At 44.4% G+C, this 15,963-nt stretch carries 15 protein-coding genes; 11 read left to right on the top strand and 4 right to left on the bottom strand.

Annotated elements, in window-relative coordinates:
• Positions 1 to 127: 127 nt before the first annotated feature.
• From fimA to H0913_RS13725, 10 genes are all read left to right on the top strand, one after another.
• Positions 128 to 691 carry a type 1 fimbrial major subunit FimA gene (fimA, locus tag H0913_RS13770; RefSeq protein WP_181478797.1) on the top strand — a complete coding sequence of 188 codons (564 nt, stop codon included), beginning with the start codon at positions 128 to 130 and terminating at the stop codon, positions 689 to 691.
• Positions 692 to 768: 77 nt separating this feature from the next.
• Positions 769 to 1,305: a fimbrial protein gene (locus H0913_RS13765; protein WP_154602466.1), complete on the top strand. Its 537-nt coding sequence runs from the start codon at positions 769 to 771 to the stop codon at positions 1,303 to 1,305.
• A 64-nt stretch (positions 1,306 to 1,369) separates the two neighbouring features.
• Positions 1,370 to 2,068: a fimbria/pilus periplasmic chaperone gene (locus tag H0913_RS13760; RefSeq protein ID WP_154602467.1), complete on the top strand. Its 699-nt coding sequence runs from the start codon at positions 1,370 to 1,372 to the stop codon at positions 2,066 to 2,068.
• Between the two features lie 85 nt (positions 2,069 to 2,153).
• Positions 2,154 to 4,790: a fimbrial biogenesis usher protein gene (locus H0913_RS13755; RefSeq protein WP_181477438.1), complete on the top strand. Its 2,637-nt coding sequence runs from the start codon at positions 2,154 to 2,156 to the stop codon at positions 4,788 to 4,790.
• Positions 4,753 to 5,337, top strand: coding sequence for a fimbrial protein (locus H0913_RS13750; protein WP_154602469.1), 585 nt, complete (start codon positions 4,753 to 4,755; stop codon positions 5,335 to 5,337). Before H0913_RS13755 ends, H0913_RS13750 begins: the two co-directional genes overlap by 38 nt.
• Positions 5,338 to 5,371: 34 nt before the next feature.
• Positions 5,372 to 5,863 (top strand): fimbrial protein, encoded by a 492-nt coding sequence (locus tag H0913_RS13745; protein ID WP_420720249.1) that lies wholly within the window; start codon positions 5,372 to 5,374, stop codon positions 5,861 to 5,863.
• An 8-nt stretch (positions 5,864 to 5,871) separates the two neighbouring features.
• On the top strand, positions 5,872 to 6,813 hold the full coding sequence (locus tag H0913_RS13740) for a fimbrial protein (protein WP_036952121.1): 942 nt from the start codon (positions 5,872 to 5,874) through the stop codon (positions 6,811 to 6,813).
• A gap of 445 nt (positions 6,814 to 7,258) precedes the next feature.
• Positions 7,259 to 8,293 carry a Fe(3+) ABC transporter substrate-binding protein gene (locus tag H0913_RS13735; protein WP_036952248.1) on the top strand — a complete coding sequence of 345 codons (1,035 nt, stop codon included), beginning with the start codon at positions 7,259 to 7,261 and terminating at the stop codon, positions 8,291 to 8,293.
• Positions 8,277 to 9,983, top strand: a complete 1,707-nt coding sequence (locus H0913_RS13730) for an ABC transporter permease (protein WP_181477436.1) — start codon at positions 8,277 to 8,279, stop codon at positions 9,981 to 9,983. Before H0913_RS13735 ends, H0913_RS13730 begins: the two co-directional genes overlap by 17 nt.
• 27 nt (positions 9,984 to 10,010) lie before the next feature.
• Positions 10,011 to 10,682, top strand: a complete 672-nt coding sequence (locus tag H0913_RS13725) for an ABC transporter ATP-binding protein (RefSeq protein WP_181477435.1) — start codon at positions 10,011 to 10,013, stop codon at positions 10,680 to 10,682.
• Between the two features lie 49 nt (positions 10,683 to 10,731).
• Here the strand turns inward: H0913_RS13725 and yegD are convergent, their stop codons facing one another.
• Positions 10,732 to 12,084 (bottom strand): molecular chaperone, encoded by a 1,353-nt coding sequence (gene yegD / locus H0913_RS13720; RefSeq protein WP_181477434.1) that lies wholly within the window; start codon positions 12,082 to 12,084, stop codon positions 10,732 to 10,734.
• Positions 12,085 to 12,268: 184 nt separating this feature from the next.
• On the opposite strand from yegD, the gene H0913_RS13715 reads away from it, so the two are divergent.
• Complete coding sequence (locus H0913_RS13715; RefSeq protein WP_154602474.1) at positions 12,269 to 12,505, top strand: GDCCVxC domain-containing (seleno)protein; 237 nt, start codon at positions 12,269 to 12,271, stop codon at positions 12,503 to 12,505.
• Between the two features lie 57 nt (positions 12,506 to 12,562).
• Here the strand turns inward: H0913_RS13715 and H0913_RS13710 are convergent, their stop codons facing one another.
• From H0913_RS13710 to H0913_RS13700, 3 genes are all read right to left on the bottom strand, one after another.
• On the bottom strand, positions 12,563 to 12,964 hold the full coding sequence (locus H0913_RS13710) for a hypothetical protein (protein WP_154602475.1): 402 nt from the start codon (positions 12,962 to 12,964) through the stop codon (positions 12,563 to 12,565).
• A gap of 107 nt (positions 12,965 to 13,071) precedes the next feature.
• The gene (gene nrfF / locus H0913_RS13705) at positions 13,072 to 14,166 is read right to left on the bottom strand and encodes a heme lyase NrfEFG subunit NrfF (protein WP_181477433.1); all 1,095 of its coding nucleotides are present in this window, start codon (positions 14,164 to 14,166) and stop codon (positions 13,072 to 13,074) included.
• Positions 14,159 to 15,943 carry a heme lyase CcmF/NrfE family subunit gene (locus H0913_RS13700; RefSeq protein ID WP_181477432.1) on the bottom strand — a complete coding sequence of 595 codons (1,785 nt, stop codon included), beginning with the start codon at positions 15,941 to 15,943 and terminating at the stop codon, positions 14,159 to 14,161. Before H0913_RS13700 ends, nrfF begins: the two co-directional genes overlap by 8 nt.
• Positions 15,944 to 15,963 lie beyond the last annotated feature (20 nt).

Here is a 15,963-nt window from a genome sequence, read left to right as displayed (position 1 = left end):
GTTACTCATTCTGGGTTCAGGTTACAATACGATGATCTCACATCTCGGACTTATTCGCACCTTCCCTAGGGCCATTTGCTGCGAACCACGCCTTGCATCCAAGCCAGTAAGCCGACGCAGACCACACATGGGACTTGTTCGCACCTTCCTTAAATCACTAGCACTTGTTGTTATTTCAGCTTTATCTTTAGGTTCAGTCGCTGCAATGGCTGCAACAACAACCGTAAACGGCGGTCAAGTACACTTTAAAGGTGAGCTAGTGAATGCAGCGTGTGCTGTTGATGCTGGTTCTGTAGAGCAAACTGTTCGTTTAGGTCAAGTTCGTACAGCTAAATTAGCTAAATTGGGCGATACCAGTGGTTCTGTTGGTTTCAATATCCAATTAAACGACTGTGATACAACAGTTGCTACTTCTGCAAAAGTTGCCTTTACCGGTGTTGCTGCAGATGCAACTAACCCAACAGTATTATCTGTTGCTTCTTCAGCTTCAGGTGCAGCGACTAACGTTGGTATCCAAATTTTAGATGGTAAGAGCGCGCCTCTGGGTCTGGATGGTGCAACATTCAGTAACCCTATCACTCTGAATGACGGTGCAAACGTTCTGCCATTCCAAGCTCGTTACTTCGCACTGGGTGCAACAACTGCTGGTGTTGCTAACGCAGATGCAACCTTCGCAGTTCAATACGAGTAATCATTAAAAAGGATTAGGGATATCCCATTTGATAAGCCAAGGATGGCTTTTATTCACGAACCAAAAGGTGGAAGTTTATGAGAGAGCTGCTGGCAGTTTCACTCCTTCTGTTTTCTCCATTTTTGCAAGCTGGGAATAAATGGAAAGTTCAACTTCCTGGTGGCGGGATGCGCTTTCAAGGGGAGTTAATTGCAGAAGGCTGCACTGTTGAAACTTCAGATCGTAATTTGGTAGTGAATATGGGGCAAGTGCGCACCAATGCATTCAAGGCTCCAGGCCAAGATTCAGCACCGACTGCGTTTGATCTTCACCTACGAGAGTGTAGCGATGCGGTCAGTGAGTATATATCCATAACCTTCAACGGTGTGGCTAATGAAAGGAACCCAGATATTTTTTCCATCGGCGATGGGCCTAGCACCGCGAAAGGTGTAGGAGTAGCCATTTTTGATTCAAAAAATACCTTAATTCCGGTGAATAGTGCTCCACGTAAAATAGCTAATCTGCGTGATGGGGATATGACATTGCATTTTGTTGCTAAGTATCGCTCGACGAGCGAGAACATCATGGGCGGAAAAGCGAATGCACAAGCACTATTCTCACTGACTTATGAATAAAAATATCGAAAAAGACAGTGACATATTGATTTCATTTTTTAGTAAAAAAAGGACAGATGTAAACATGAAAACCAGAAAAACATATAAGTTCATTACCGCCTTATTACTTTTACTCTGTTCGACCGTGTCCACTCAGGTTTATGCGGGTGTTGCATTAGGTGCAACGCGAGTGATTTATCCTGCGGATCAAAAGCAGGTTCAACTTGCCGTGACCAATAATGATGAAAAGGGCGTTTTTCTGATCCAATCGTGGGTTGAAAATGCCAATGGCCAAAAAGATAGCCAATTTGCAATTACACCTCCTCTTTTCACGATGAAAGGTGTTAAAGAAAATACACTGCGCATTATTGATGCGACCAATAACCAACTGCCGAAAGACAGAGAAACGCTGTTTTGGCTGAATGTGAAAGCGATTCCAGCAATGGACAAAGCGAACATGAGCGAGAACACGTTGCAGTTAGCGATTATTAGCCGCATTAAACTGTATTACCGTCCTACAGGTCTCTCTATTGCACCGGATAAAGTGGCTGAAGAATTACGCTTTAAGCGCCAAGGCAGCTCACTGATTGTGGTTAACCCAACGCCTTATTTTGCCACTGTCACAGATTTAAAAATCGGTGCAGCAAAATTGGATAATGTGCTTGTTCCTCCATTTGGTGATGCGTCAGTGAATATTCCTTCTAATGGAAATGGTGCTATTAGCTACCAAACCATTAATGATTACGGCGCACTAACGCCGAAAATGACAGGAAAAATGCAGTAAAAACTTACGTTTTTATTTCTCGAAAATAATTAAACATCATTCCAAATTGGAAATTTGCTGAGCAACATTGTTGAGCGGAGGGGACATGTCACATCTGACATCTGAAAAAGGGCTATTAATTTCAAAAAAAGGATCATTTTTGGGATGCAGATTCGAACGCCATTTTCCTTTGGTTCCGCTGGCATTCTTGATAAGCGCATGCCTTTATCCAACATGGGCGACGGCAGAGTTATATTTTAACCCCCGTTTCTTAGCGGATGATCCTTCAGCAGTCGCAGATTTATCTGCGTTTGAACAAGGGCAAGAAGTTCCTGAAGGGACTTATCGTGTTGATGTCTATCTTAATGATGGTTATTTACTTACCCGGGATGTGAACTTTGTTCTGGATAAAAATGATAAACAGCTATCCCCTTGTTTAACGCCTAATGAATTGGCCAAGATGGGGATCAATACATTATCGCTGCCAGAATTACAGACGAAGCCCAAAGATACCTGTGAACCATTATCATCCACCGTGAAGGATTCAACGGCGAGATTTGATGTGGGCTTACAACGGTTATATATCACCGTTCCACAGCTGTTTATGAAAGACAAAGCACGAGGTTTTATTCCTCCGGAGCTTTGGGATTCAGGGATCACTGCAGGTATTTTAAACTATAGCCTGACGGGAAGCAGTGCGCGTAACCAAGACGGAAAGCACAGTAGCTATAACTATTTGAATTTACAAAGTGGTTTAAACTTTGGCGCGTGGCGCTTACGGGATAACTCCACATGGAGCCACAGCACAGGCACAGCAAATAGTGAAACTCGCTGGGAACATATCAATACCTATTTAGAGCGCGGCATCAATGTGATCCGCTCTCGTTTAACGCTGGGTGATAGCTACACACCGGGCGAAATTTTCGACAGCGTTAACTTCCGAGGCATCCAATTAGCTTCGGACGACAATATGCTGCCTGAAAGCCAAAAAGGATTTGCGCCCGTGATCCGAGGGATCGCTCGCGGCACAGCGGATGTCTCTGTTAAGCAAAATGGCTATGAGATCTATCGCAACACATTCCCACCGGGACCGTTTGTAATTAACGATCTCTATTCTGCGGGGAATAGTGGTGATTTGCATGTGACGATCACTGAAGCGGATGGATCTGTACAGAGCTTTACCGTGCCATATTCATCCGTTCCGTTGCTCCAACGTGAAGGGCATACTCAATATGCCGTCACTGTAGGGGATTACCGTTCGGGAAGCGGCAATCAGGAAAAACCGACATTCTTACAAACTACGTTACTGCACGGTTTGTCATATGGCTGGACGCTCTATGGTGGAACTCAGTTAGCTAATCGCTACCAAGCTTTTAACGCTGGAGTAGGTAAAAATATCGGTATCTTTGGGGCGTTATCTATCGATATTACCCATGCAAATGCCAAATTACCGGATGACAGCAACCATCAAGGTCAGTCAATTCGTTTCTTATATAACAAGTCTCTGAATGAAACGGGCACGATTATTCAGCTGGCGGGTTACCGGTACTCAACAAAGGGTTACTACTCATTTGCGGATACGACCTACAAGCGGATGTCAGGGTATAACCTTGCGACGCAAGACGGCATTATCCAAGTGACACCTAAGTTTTCTGACTATTACAACTTAGCTTATAACAAGCGCGAAAAAATTCAGTTAACTCTAACCCAGCAGCTGGGTGAGCAATCCACTATGTATGTGACGGGAAGTCATGAAACGTATTGGAATACCAGTAAAGCGGATAAGCAATTACAGGTAGGGATTAACACGCTGATTAAAGGGATTAGCTGGGGATTAAGTTACAGCCTATCCAAAAACTCATGGCAGGATGGCAACGACCAAATGCTGGCATTGAACGTCAACATTCCCTTTAGCCATTGGTTACGTTCAGACAGTCAGTCTATCTGGCGTAATGCCAGCGCAAGTTACAATGTTTCGCATGATCTCAAAGGTCGCGTAAATAACACCGCTGGTTTATACGGAACGTTATTGGAAGACAATAACTTAAGTTATAGCGTTCAAGCTGGGTATGCAGGCGGTGGGCAAGGTAACTCTTCAGGAACGGGTTATACATCTCTGAACTATCGCGGGGCTTATGGAAATGCCAACGTCGGTTATAGCTATGCCGATAATATTCGCCAAGTTTACTACGGTGTGAGTGGGGGCGTCTTAGCCCATGAAAATGGATTAACGCTGAGTCAGCCAATGAACGATACCGTGGTATTAGTGAAAGCGCCGGGTGCGGGACATGTGAAAGTCGAAAACCAAACTGGGGTTGAGACTGACTGGCGGGGCTATGCGGTATTACCTTATGCCACTGAATATCGTGAAAACCGTATTGCTTTGAATACCAATACGTTAGCGAACAACGTGGATCTGGATGATCCCGTCCTGAATGTGGTGCCAACTCGTGGTGCTGTAGTTCGCGCTGATTTCCAACCGAAAGTTGGGGTCAAAGTTCTGATGACATTAACTCGCCATGGAAAACCGGTGCCATTCGGTTCAGTTGTTTCTTCTGGTGAAAACAGTGGTGGCAATATTGTGGCGGAAGATGGGCAAGTTTACTTAACTGGTTTGCCATTAACCGGACAATTAATCGCACGTTGGGGAGATGGGGCGGATGCTCAGTGTAAGGTCAATTACACACTGCCAGCAGAAAGCCAATATGAAATCCTCAGTAAGTATAGTGCCGAGTGTCTCTAAGGAGCCCATAGTGTTTGATAAATCGAATATTTTCTTTGCCTCAATGTTGACCTCTTTGTGCTTATGTTCCAATGCATTGGCGGCGGATAGCACGATTAACATTACAGGCAATGTACGAGATAACACTTGTGCCGTGGCTCCTGGCTCACAAAATCAAGTGGTGGATTTGCTCCTGAATGCGGTGAAACAGCTGCACTCAGTGGGGGAAGTGACGCCAACAGTACCGTTTCGTATAGAGCTAACACCTTGCGGTTCTGCGGTAACAGCAGTCAAAGTCGGGTTTGTCGGTATTGCAGATTCGAGTAACAAAACCTTGCTGGCATTAGAACCTGGTAGCGCAAATGCGACAGGGGCAGGCATTCAGATTTTAGACAGTGCTAAAGACCCATTAGTCCTCAATGCGGACTCAAATAATATTGCATGGACGCCTTTAGTGGCAGGAAAAGCCAATACGCTCAATTTCAATGCACGTTTAATGGCGTCAAAATTGCCCGTTACGGCAGGGCATATTCGAGCAACCGCCACATTTACGCTTGAATTCCAGTAAATAAAGGATGCGATGAATGACGTATAAATCAACAATGATGACAGCTTTATTTTTGTGGCTGTTATCTTCATCAATAACCTCCACGCACGCGGCTGACGTAACCGTGACAGTCAATGGGAGCGTTGTTGCGAAACCTTGTACGGTATCAACTAAGACGGCTAATGTGGATCTGGGTGATCTTTACACGTTCAATTTGACCTCACCGGGGTCGGCATCGGATTGGCATACTGTGTCGCTGGATTTGACCAATTGCCCTGTTGGTACATCGGTAGTTATGGCGACCTTTAAAGGTGTCGCTGATTCGGTGGGATACTACAAAAACCAAGGTACGGCAGGCAATATCCAGCTGCAACTTCAAGATTCATCGGGCAATAATTTAAATAACGGCGCACAAAAACGCATGCCAGTCAGCGATGCAACGCTTTCAACCAGTTTTCCTTTACAAGTAAGAGCAATATCGGTGAGAGGCGGGGCGACACAAGGCACCATCCAAGCGGCAATTGATGTCACCTACACGTATCTGTGAGCAATATTATGAATATAAAACAGCTAGTTAAATTAATCTTTGTTAACGCATTTATCTATTTTGCCGGTGTTTCTTCGGTGTATGCTTTTACCTGTTACGACTCAACAGGAAACGTTTTAAGCTACACACAAAGCCCAGTGACTGCCAATGCGTATGTTAACTTGCAGCCAAGTGTTCAAGCTGGTCAAAACTTAGTAGTCGATTTGTCGAATTCAATATTTTGTAAGAACGATGACCCATCAGCGCGACGTGACCAAGTGAACATGATCCGTGGTTCCGCTTATGGTGGGGTATTGAATAACTTTCGAGGCTCATTACGGTATTATGGCTCAAGCTATACGTTCCCTTTGACTAACCCAACTCACCAGCAAGATTTTCCATCGGGCAATTACACTGCATGGAATACCCAATTGTATTTAACCCCAATTTCTGCGGCGGGTGGTGTAGTGGTTAACCGAGGAACCCACTTTGCAACATTGGTAATGTACCAAGTTGGTTCTAACATAGTAGGGGGAGGTAACGTCAATACATCGACCTTTACATGGAATTTGTATGCCAACAATGATGTTGTGGTACCTATTGGTGGTTGTGATGTTTCTTCGCGTAATGTGGTGGTCAACTTACCGGAATATCCGGGAAGTGCTCAGCCGGTACCCTTATCTATCTATTGCGCTTCGAGTCAAAACATCTCCTATTATTTAACAGGTACAACAGATACGAGCAGCAATATTTTTGCTAATACCTTGTCTGGTGCTAATGCTGCAAAAGGGGTCGGGATCCAAATGGTTCGCAATGGTAATGCAATCCCAGCAAACCAAAACGTCCAGTTAGGTCGAGTAGGAAGTTCAGCGGTGAACTTAGGACTAAGCGCACGATATTCGAGAACTCAAGGTCAGGTGACCGCAGGGAAAGTGCAGTCGGTGATTGGCGTGACATTTATGTATGATTAGTGAATTGAATTAGATAGATGAAAAGGCTCAAGAAGAAATATCTTGAGCCTTTTTGCTTTAAATAAAGATTCATATGCTCATCAGAAATTCGGATGATCCGTTGTGATAGGGGGCAGTGGATCTTTTATCATTTACCCATCACTGGGATGCTAATTCATTAATCTTATTTTAGAATACAGCCATTATTATCGTTCTGGTAATGCTGGCTGTTATTTTTCAAGCACGATACTGCAATACTCCCAAACAAAACCCTTCAAAAAAGAATAAATACCAAATAATAAATTATAAATAAATTTTAATAGTCATTAATGCGTATTATTAACCGATGAAAATAATTTGCAAACGAGATTGGTTATCAATATACTTTTTCGACCAGTTAAAAATACTCAATATACTAGTTTAAGCATCACTTCACCTTGGAGAAGATAGCAACATGTTGAAAAAAATGTATTTTTTACGTAATAAAACACGTTTAATTACGTTGGCCTCATCGCTTATTGTTACCTGCGCACTGCCTGCCATGGCAAAAGATTCCTTAACGTTATACACCACTCGTGAACCAGGACTGATCCAGCCACTGCTGGATGCCTTTACCAAAGAAACGGCTATTGATGTCAATACTGTCTATGTCAAAGACGGTATGTTAGAGCGCGTCAAAGCGGAAGGTAAAAACTCCCCTGCGGACTTATTAATGACGGTGGATGCAGGGAATCTCATCGATTTAGTAGAAGCAGGTGTTACACAGCCTGTGGATTCAAAAGTATTAACTGACGCTATTCCTGCTTCATTACGCGACAAAGATAACCAATGGTTTGGTTTATCGATGCGCGCTCGCGTGCTGTATGCGGAAAAAGATTTGCCGTTAACTAGCATCACTTACGAAGATTTAGCCGATCCAAAATGGAAAGACAAGATTTGTATCCGTGCAGGCCAGCACCCGTATAACACCGCGTTAGTGGCGGCAATGATTGCCCACGACGGTGAAGCGAAAACGGAAGCGTGGTTACGCGGTGTGAAAGCCAACTTAGCCCGTAAAGCGACGGGCGGAGACCGTGATGTCGCGCGTGATATTCTTGGCGGTATCTGTGATGTTGGTTTAGCGAACTCTTATTATGTGGGTCACATGAAAAATGCCAAAGAAGGCACTGACGCACGTAAATGGGGAGATGCTATCAAAGTGGTTCAGCCAACCTTTACCGATGGCGGTACGCACGTCAACATCACTGGTGCAGCCGTTGCACGTCATGCTCCTCACAAAGCCGAAGCGGTTAAGTTGATGGAATATTTGGTTTCTGTTCCTGCACAGCAACTGTACGCGCAAGCAAACTATGAATACCCAATTCGCAAAGGCGTTCCACTGGATGCGACCATCAATAACGCGATTGGTGAAATTAATGTGGATACTCTTCCACTTACCGAAATTGTGAAATACCGTAAACAAGCGAGTCAGTTGGTAGATAAAGTTGGATTCGATCAATAAAACTGGCTTAACCTCAACGCGCGGGGCTTTCGGGTTACCGCGCGTTGGTTTCTCGCCATTAACCCTTTCTGTGGTGGTCATTACGCTCGGCGTTCTGACCCCTTTGTTGTTTTTATTGGGTCTGGCTGCAAGCTCTGGATTCAGCCATTGGGAACATTTGATGCGTTATGTGCTTCCCGATGCCACCTTAAATACCTTAATTTTACTGCTGGGTGTTGGTGCCATGGTGATGACCATTGGGGCAGGGTGCGCATGGCTGGTGACCGCATTTGATTTCCCAGGTCGAAAGCTGTTTAGCTGGGCGTTGTTACTACCTCTAGCGATGCCAACCTACATTGTGGCGTTTGCATGGTTAGATTTACTGCATCCTATTGGACCGATTCAAGAATTTATTCGTAGCGTTTTAGGGTACGACTCACCGCGCCAATTCCGCCTCCCTGATCTTCGTTCGATGACGGGTGCTATTTTGCTGCTTGGTCTGGTGCTTTACCCCTATGTTTACTTGACCATGCGAGCCATGTTTATGAGCCAGCCAGCCCATTTGCTGGAAGCGGCTCGAACCCTTGGGCTCAGTTCCACGGGGACATTTTTCCGAGTGGCGCTACCGATGGCACGCCCAGCCTTAGTGGTGGGAACCAGCCTTGCACTGCTGGAAACTCTCAATGATATCGGCGCATCGGAGTTTTTAGGTGTGAATACATTGACCGTGACGGTGTACACCACATGGGTGACTCGCTCTGATCTGCCCGCTGCGGCGCAAATTGCCTGCTCGATGTTAACCGTGATTATCTTGCTGTTAGCATTAGAATATTACGGTCGAAAAAATCAGCGTTACAGTACTGGACGGCAAATGCGCGGGATCCTGCCATCGCGTTTGACGGGATGGCGAGCCATATTAGCGACGTGCGTCACCGCGCTACCCGTCGTGTTAGGCTTTTTAGCGCCAGCGCTATTTTTGGGGTGGGAAAGTCTTAAACGCATCAGTGACAGCATGACAATCTCAAGCAGCCTGTTGCAGTCATTACAAAACTCATTATTGTTGGCGGCGGGTGTCACCATCGTTGTGACATTGGTGAGCATCGTGGTGGCATGGTATGCAAGAGCGAGCGCGATTTCCGGTTCATCTCAAGAATGGCGACGAACCTTGATGAAAATTGCTTCGCTGGGTTATGCAGTACCCGGGACGGTGTTGGCAATTGGCTTGTTAACACCGGGTATGGCACTGGATAATTTTCTTGCTGAGCTATTGGATTTTCGAGGATTACCGCTGTTATCTACGGGAATTTTATTGGTTATCTGCTGTTCAATTCGATTTATGGCGATCTCCATTGGGGCGATTGATGCTGGGTTAACCCGTATTCCGCCGAGTATGGAACAAGCCTCAAGGCTGTTAGGGGAAAGTGAGCTGCGAACGTTCTTTCGTGTGCACCTGCCACTATTACGTCCGGCACTTGTTACCAGTGCATTGTTGGTCTTTGCGGATGCGATGAAAGAGTTGCCGACCACATTACTGTTACGTCCGGTGAATTTTGAGACGTTAGCAACCTCGTTATATGCAGAGGCAGCGCGAGGAACCTATGAAGAAGGCGCGATCGCGGCACTATTAATTGTGCTAGCAGGAACATTGCCTGTGATCCTCCTAGCGCGCAGTCAGTTGACTTCATCTCAATCAAAACGGTCGTCTCAATAAAAATGATTATGTTAAGGAATGTCTTCGGTGTCTGATTCAACCTTAGTTCTTGACAATGTCCATGTTTCTTATGGCAACAAACATCAACGTAACCATGTACTTAATGGCTTTTCTTTGCATATTGATGCTGGGGGAATTGGTTGTTTACTTGGGGCTTCAGGATGCGGGAAAACCACGGCATTGAGAGCGATTGCTGGTTTTGAGCAGGTAGAGCAAGGAACCATCTACGTGGGTGGCCGCTGTGTTGCTGGCCCAAATCTTCACCTGCCGCCTGAACAGCGTAATGTTGGTATGGTTTTCCAAGATTATGCCTTGTTTCCTCACTTAACGGCGGCGCAGAACGTGGCATTTGGGCTCAGAAAACAGCCTAAAGAGCAGCAACACGCTCGAGTTCAACAGCTATTAACCTTGGTAGAATTGAGTGGCTTAGCGGAACGCTATCCTCACGAAATGTCGGGTGGTCAGCAGCAGCGTATTGCATTAGCACGAGCGTTAGCGCCGCAACCAGCGGTGCTGTTGCTGGATGAACCGCTTTCTAGCCTTGATCCTGATAGCCGAAAACGCTTAGGTCAAGAAGTGCGGGATATTTTACGTGCGGCGGGTCAGACGGCGTTGTTGGTGACCCACAGTGAAGACGAAGCCCAGTTAATGGCAAATAAAATCAGCTACTTAAAAGAGGGGCGTTTACTCGAAGAGTAGTTGAGGATCGTGAAAGCCCAATGCCGCACAAACGGCATTGGGAACTCGATTATTTAAAGCAGGTTTGCGCCCAGCGGGCTAACCCAGCGGTAACCGAGCCAAAATCATCACCACGAACAATAGGGATGTTCGGCAGTTGTTCTTGAATCGCTTGATGTAAGATAGGCGAGCGGGCACTACCCCCGGTGACAAAAATAGCATCCAGCTGAACGCCTCCTTGTACAACGGCTTCTTTCACCAACTCAATCATTTTGCTTTTTGGTGATTCAATCGCATCAATCAATTGATCACGTCCAATATTCACTTCAAGCAGCTCTTTAGATAATGCAATTTTCGCTAAATAATTTTGCTCATCAGAGAGGGCGATTTTCGCCTCTTCCGCTTTGCGTACAATGCTGTAACCCAGCGTTTGGTGATAAACCTCGAGCAAACGGGCGAGCAAGGCAGGCTCTTGAGCATCTTGCTGTAAGCGGGTTAATGCATTGAGGTTAGCGCGAGAATAAAACTCTTTTTGTGCTTCCACATTGTTAATGGCAATTGGGTTCCAAAACTGCAACAGAGGCATTTTGATCCCCGATTGATATTGGCTTTCCATACCAAAAAGCTGCATTAACTGTTTTAAGGCGACGAAAATATCCAGATCGTTTCCGCCAACACGTTGACCAGTGTGTGCTAATAAAGAGCTTGTACGGTCATGGCTGTCTTTGTAACTTGGGCCCATTTGGATAAGTGAACAGTCAGTGGTTCCCCCGCCAATATCCACCACTAAAATAGTCTGGTCTTTCGTTAGGGTAGATTCATACTCTAACCCTGCGGCAACGGGCTCAAACTGGAACGCAATATTCTTAAATCCAGCACGTTTAGCCGCTTTTAATAAGATAGCTTCTGCTTGCTGGTTCGCCAGTTCGCCACCACGTCCATGGAAGTTAATTGGGCGACCAATCACGGTGTCAGTGATGGTTTGTTGGGTACTTGCTTCGGCAGTATGCTTGATATTTGCCATCATGGCGCACACTAAATCTTCGAAGAAACTGACTTGGGTTTCGTGTAAGCCTGATGCACCTAAAAAAGATTTAGGTGATTTTACATAGTAGACATCTCGAGGGTCGCTTAAATATAAGTCCAGCGCAGCTTGCCCGAAAACAATATCTTCCGGCTCCAGTTCAATGCCTTCATCCTGATTAAACGCAATAGAGCGTCGGAGGATTTGCTGGCCTACTGAGTCTGTCGGAGAAATATTCAGATGGCGAAATAAGTGCTCTGAAACCGATTCTCTTGTCGGCGCACACAAGGTTGATGGAATATAAAAATTGTTGCCTTCAAGGGGTAACAATTGTGGTTTGCCATCTTTCATGATTGCGACGGAGCAGTTAGATGTTCCGTAGTCAAAACCAATAAACATTTCGCCTCCAAAATCTAGGGTGCTTTGAAAAAAGTGGAAAACTGTATATCAACCTTGCGGGAAATGCTATTGGAACCGCATTTTTATTTTGTGTGAGAAACCTAATTTGGCGCAAGGATAAGGGCGACATAATTTTGTAGGATAAACAGAATTATTTATTGTGAAATACCCTATCGAGGATCAAATGAGTCAAGCCAAAATTGAATTGATGTCTGAAATTACGTGCCCAGAATGTGGGTGTTCGAAAATGGAAGAGATGCCAACCAATGCTTGTCAGTGGTTTTATGAATGCACGGGTTGCGGTGTATTATTAAAGCCATTAGAAGGGGATTGCTGCGTTTTTTGTTCTTATGGCACGGTGAAATGCCCACCAATCCAAGAAGCAGAATTAACAGGCAAGCCTTCATGTTGCTGTAAATAAGACTCAAAGAAAAATCATTAATTTCGTAAGAAATAGATAATATTCAATTAAGTATAATTATCTATTCTGACAATTTTTACGCCACAAGTAATTAAATTCCTCAAGCGGAAATTCCATTTCGTCTCTATCCAATAGCGGAATGGAAACGATATTTCTACCATCTTCATTCAGGTACGTTTTCACCATAAAACGTTTGTAGGTATAGCTATTTTTTGCATCAAATACCAGAACTTGACCACAAACGTAGCCTAACATACCGCGATCAGAGGTCTCTCTGATGACATGGTATTTCACATCTTTAAATTCGACGGTTTTAGGGAAATTCAACAAGTCTTCCACAGCTCGCTCGGATTTCTTGATAACATCTAAATCAGGTGTGTAGTTAGCCATTACTCCTGCAAGAAATGATCCTCCTGCGATAAGAATAATCACTAAGATAGAAAGCATCTTATTCGTCATGATATTTTTTCTAGATTATTATATTTAATAAATAAACTTATTATTATTTTTTATCAATTATGGATACCGCGAGGTAATAAAGGTTCAGGGGCCTTTATTATTTTTGTTCACTGTTTCCCACTATTTTCCATTAATTTAGCCATATGAATGGCTTCAATAATTTGAGCGCGATTGACTCTAGGATTATTACTATCAAGTAGGTTTTGCCAGATATTAATCGCCGTTGTGTAATTGGCATTGATAAAGGCATCTGAGGCTAATAACATCAATGCGGTGACTTCATTCTTATCTAGACTTAATGCTTTGTCTATCATTTTCTGTGTGTCATTTGTAACCACTTGTCCGGCTTGGTAATACATCACTGTGGCAATTGCGGCATAGAGTTGGGCATTCTCACCGCGATATTTGAGTGCATAGCCATAGGCAATTAAAGCATTTTCATAGCTATTTTGATAAAGATAGTATTCACCTAAAACAGCCCAAAGTTCACTGTTTTCAGGGGATTGGCGGATATCTGCTTGTAAACGTTGTAGATCCTGCGTTTCACGCTCTAATGGTGTAAACAGCAAAATAGGGTCATTTTGTCTTTGATATAAATCAAGTGTTGAGTGGAATCGTGGTAATAAAAAATATCCCGCTATCATAATGCAGATTATGATGATAATAAGGATGTTACTTATCTTATTCCAATGAGGATACTGAAGTATTTTTTCATTATTGATAGCCGGTAATAATTGTATGTCAGAGTGAGTCCGGTTGTATTTTTCTATTAACGGAATAGAGGGGTCTAATAAAATAATGCGCTGATTAATTTTATTTTTTACTTTTAATGTTTTCCATAAAATAAAGATAATACAAAGAACCGTAAATACGGGAAGTAACCATAATAGTAGGGTGCTAAGCGTTAATGGGGGATTATATAAAACAAAGTCACCATAACGCTCGGTCATATAGTGTTTAATTTGAGATTCACTTTTCCCTTCAGAGACCATTTTAAAAACTTGATGGCGCATACTGACTGCGGTAGGTGCATTGGATTCTAATAAGTTTTGGTTTTGGCATTGAGGGCAACGTAACTGTGAGGCAATCTGCAAAGATAATTCTTGTTCCTCATTGGAATTAAATTCCCAGGTATCCACTATTTGGGCGTGCGCATTCAAGGCGCACAGCAGCAGGAGCAACATAACGATTTTTTTAATCATGTTTTCGCCCCCTAAACCAACTCATCAACGCACCTAAGCACATCACAAACCCACCACCCCAAATCCATTGAATGCCTTCTTGTACATAAAAACGCATCGCATAGCGCTCAGTGCCCGTTTTTTCTCCCAGCACTACATACCAAGAACGCATCCATCCCCAGTGGATCCCCGGCTCTATCATCAATTGCTGGCGAGCCATATACAGGCGACGCTCAGTGACAATATCAAAGCCATTTTGACCTGCATTTTGGCTGACGTGGATCAGCGCTTTTTCGGTGGTGTAGTTGGATTCAGCCGCCAGTTGTAATTGCTGAAATTGGAATTGATATCCGCCAACTGAGATTGATTGCCCGACGGCGATATTTTGGCTGATTTCTGATTTCTGTGTTGAGGAAAGGGCAATTCCCATAGCGAACAGAATAACCCCTGCGTGAGCAATAATGGCAGGAAGTTTTCGCTGCATAATCATCAACAGCCGTTGAAGTGGCGTGTGATTTTCGTTCTTGGCAATATCGCGATATTTGAGTGTGGCAAGCGCTATTACCACCAGCATAAACAGGCCAAATGGCAGTAATGTCTGATTGAAATAGGGGGCGCCCACCGAGATCTTACCTAACCCTAATAAACCATAGAGCATCGGGTATAAGGTGCCCGTCAGTACGATACATAAAACTGCGGTAAACAAAATCAATGTCAGTAATAAATAGATTTCTCGTGATGTTTTGCACCGAGGCTCTTGAGGTGGGAATTTCGCCTTCCAACCATAAATAAACAGGGCGCCAAGGCTTAAAACGGTAAAGAGTAAAAATAGCGGAACGGCACGCACGTTATCTAAGGCAAATGCATGAACGGACACTAAGATCCCAGAGCGGACAATCAGTGTACCGAGCAGCGCTAAAATTAATGTGATAATCGCCAGCAACAGACTCCAGTGGCGATACAGCCCTGTTCGGCGAGTGATAGATAAACTGTGCAGCAACGCAGTGGCTGAAAGCCAAGGAAGTAAAGAGGCGTTTTCAACGGGATCCCAAAACCACCATCCTCCCCAGCCCAATTCACTGTATGCCCACCAAGAACCGAGGATGATACCGCTAGTGAGTATGCACCAACTTGGAACCACAAAGCGCCAACACAATTGAGCTATAGGTTGACTGGAATTTTCGGGAAGTAGAGTGGGCGTCGCCATTAATGACGCGAGCACTAACGCGGCCACCAGCATCAATCCGCTGTAACCAAGGTAAAGTAGTGGCGGGTGTAAAATTAACCCCCAATGTTGCAGCATCGGGTTGAGATCGCGACCTTCAATTGCAGGAGGATACAGGCGTTCAAACGGGTTGGAATAGAACACAACAAACAGTAATAACGCCGTGCAAATAGCCGCCAGTACACATAATGTTAAAGGAAAAAATGGGCTATTTTGGCGGCGATAACGCCATGCAAATAAAGTACTCCAGCCGGAGAAAAACAGCACCCACAGAAGCAGTGAACCTTCGTGTCCTCCCCAGACTGCCGCAATTTTGATAACAAGAGGGGACAAACTGTGGCTATGTTGAGCCACATAAATAACGGAAAAATCACTGAAAACAAAGCTGGCGGTTAAGCTGAGAAACGCGGTTAATAAAAAAGTGAATTGCAAAGACGTCCAGAGCACGCCCTGAGACATTTGCCTCGGGACGTGCCTGAAAACGCCGATAAACCCCAATAGGGTATGATAGCTGGTGATACACAGCGCCAGTAGCAAGCTGATAAACCCTATTTCGGGAAGGAAAATTTCCAAGTATCACCTTTAGTTTAAGT

Origin of the sequence: Providencia rettgeri (genome assembly GCF_013702265.1) — a bacterium.
Lineage (GTDB): Bacteria > Pseudomonadota > Gammaproteobacteria > Enterobacterales > Enterobacteriaceae > Providencia > Providencia zhijiangensis.
The sequence above is the reverse complement of the archived record's forward strand: the minus strand, read 5'-3'. Positions and strand labels throughout refer to the sequence as shown.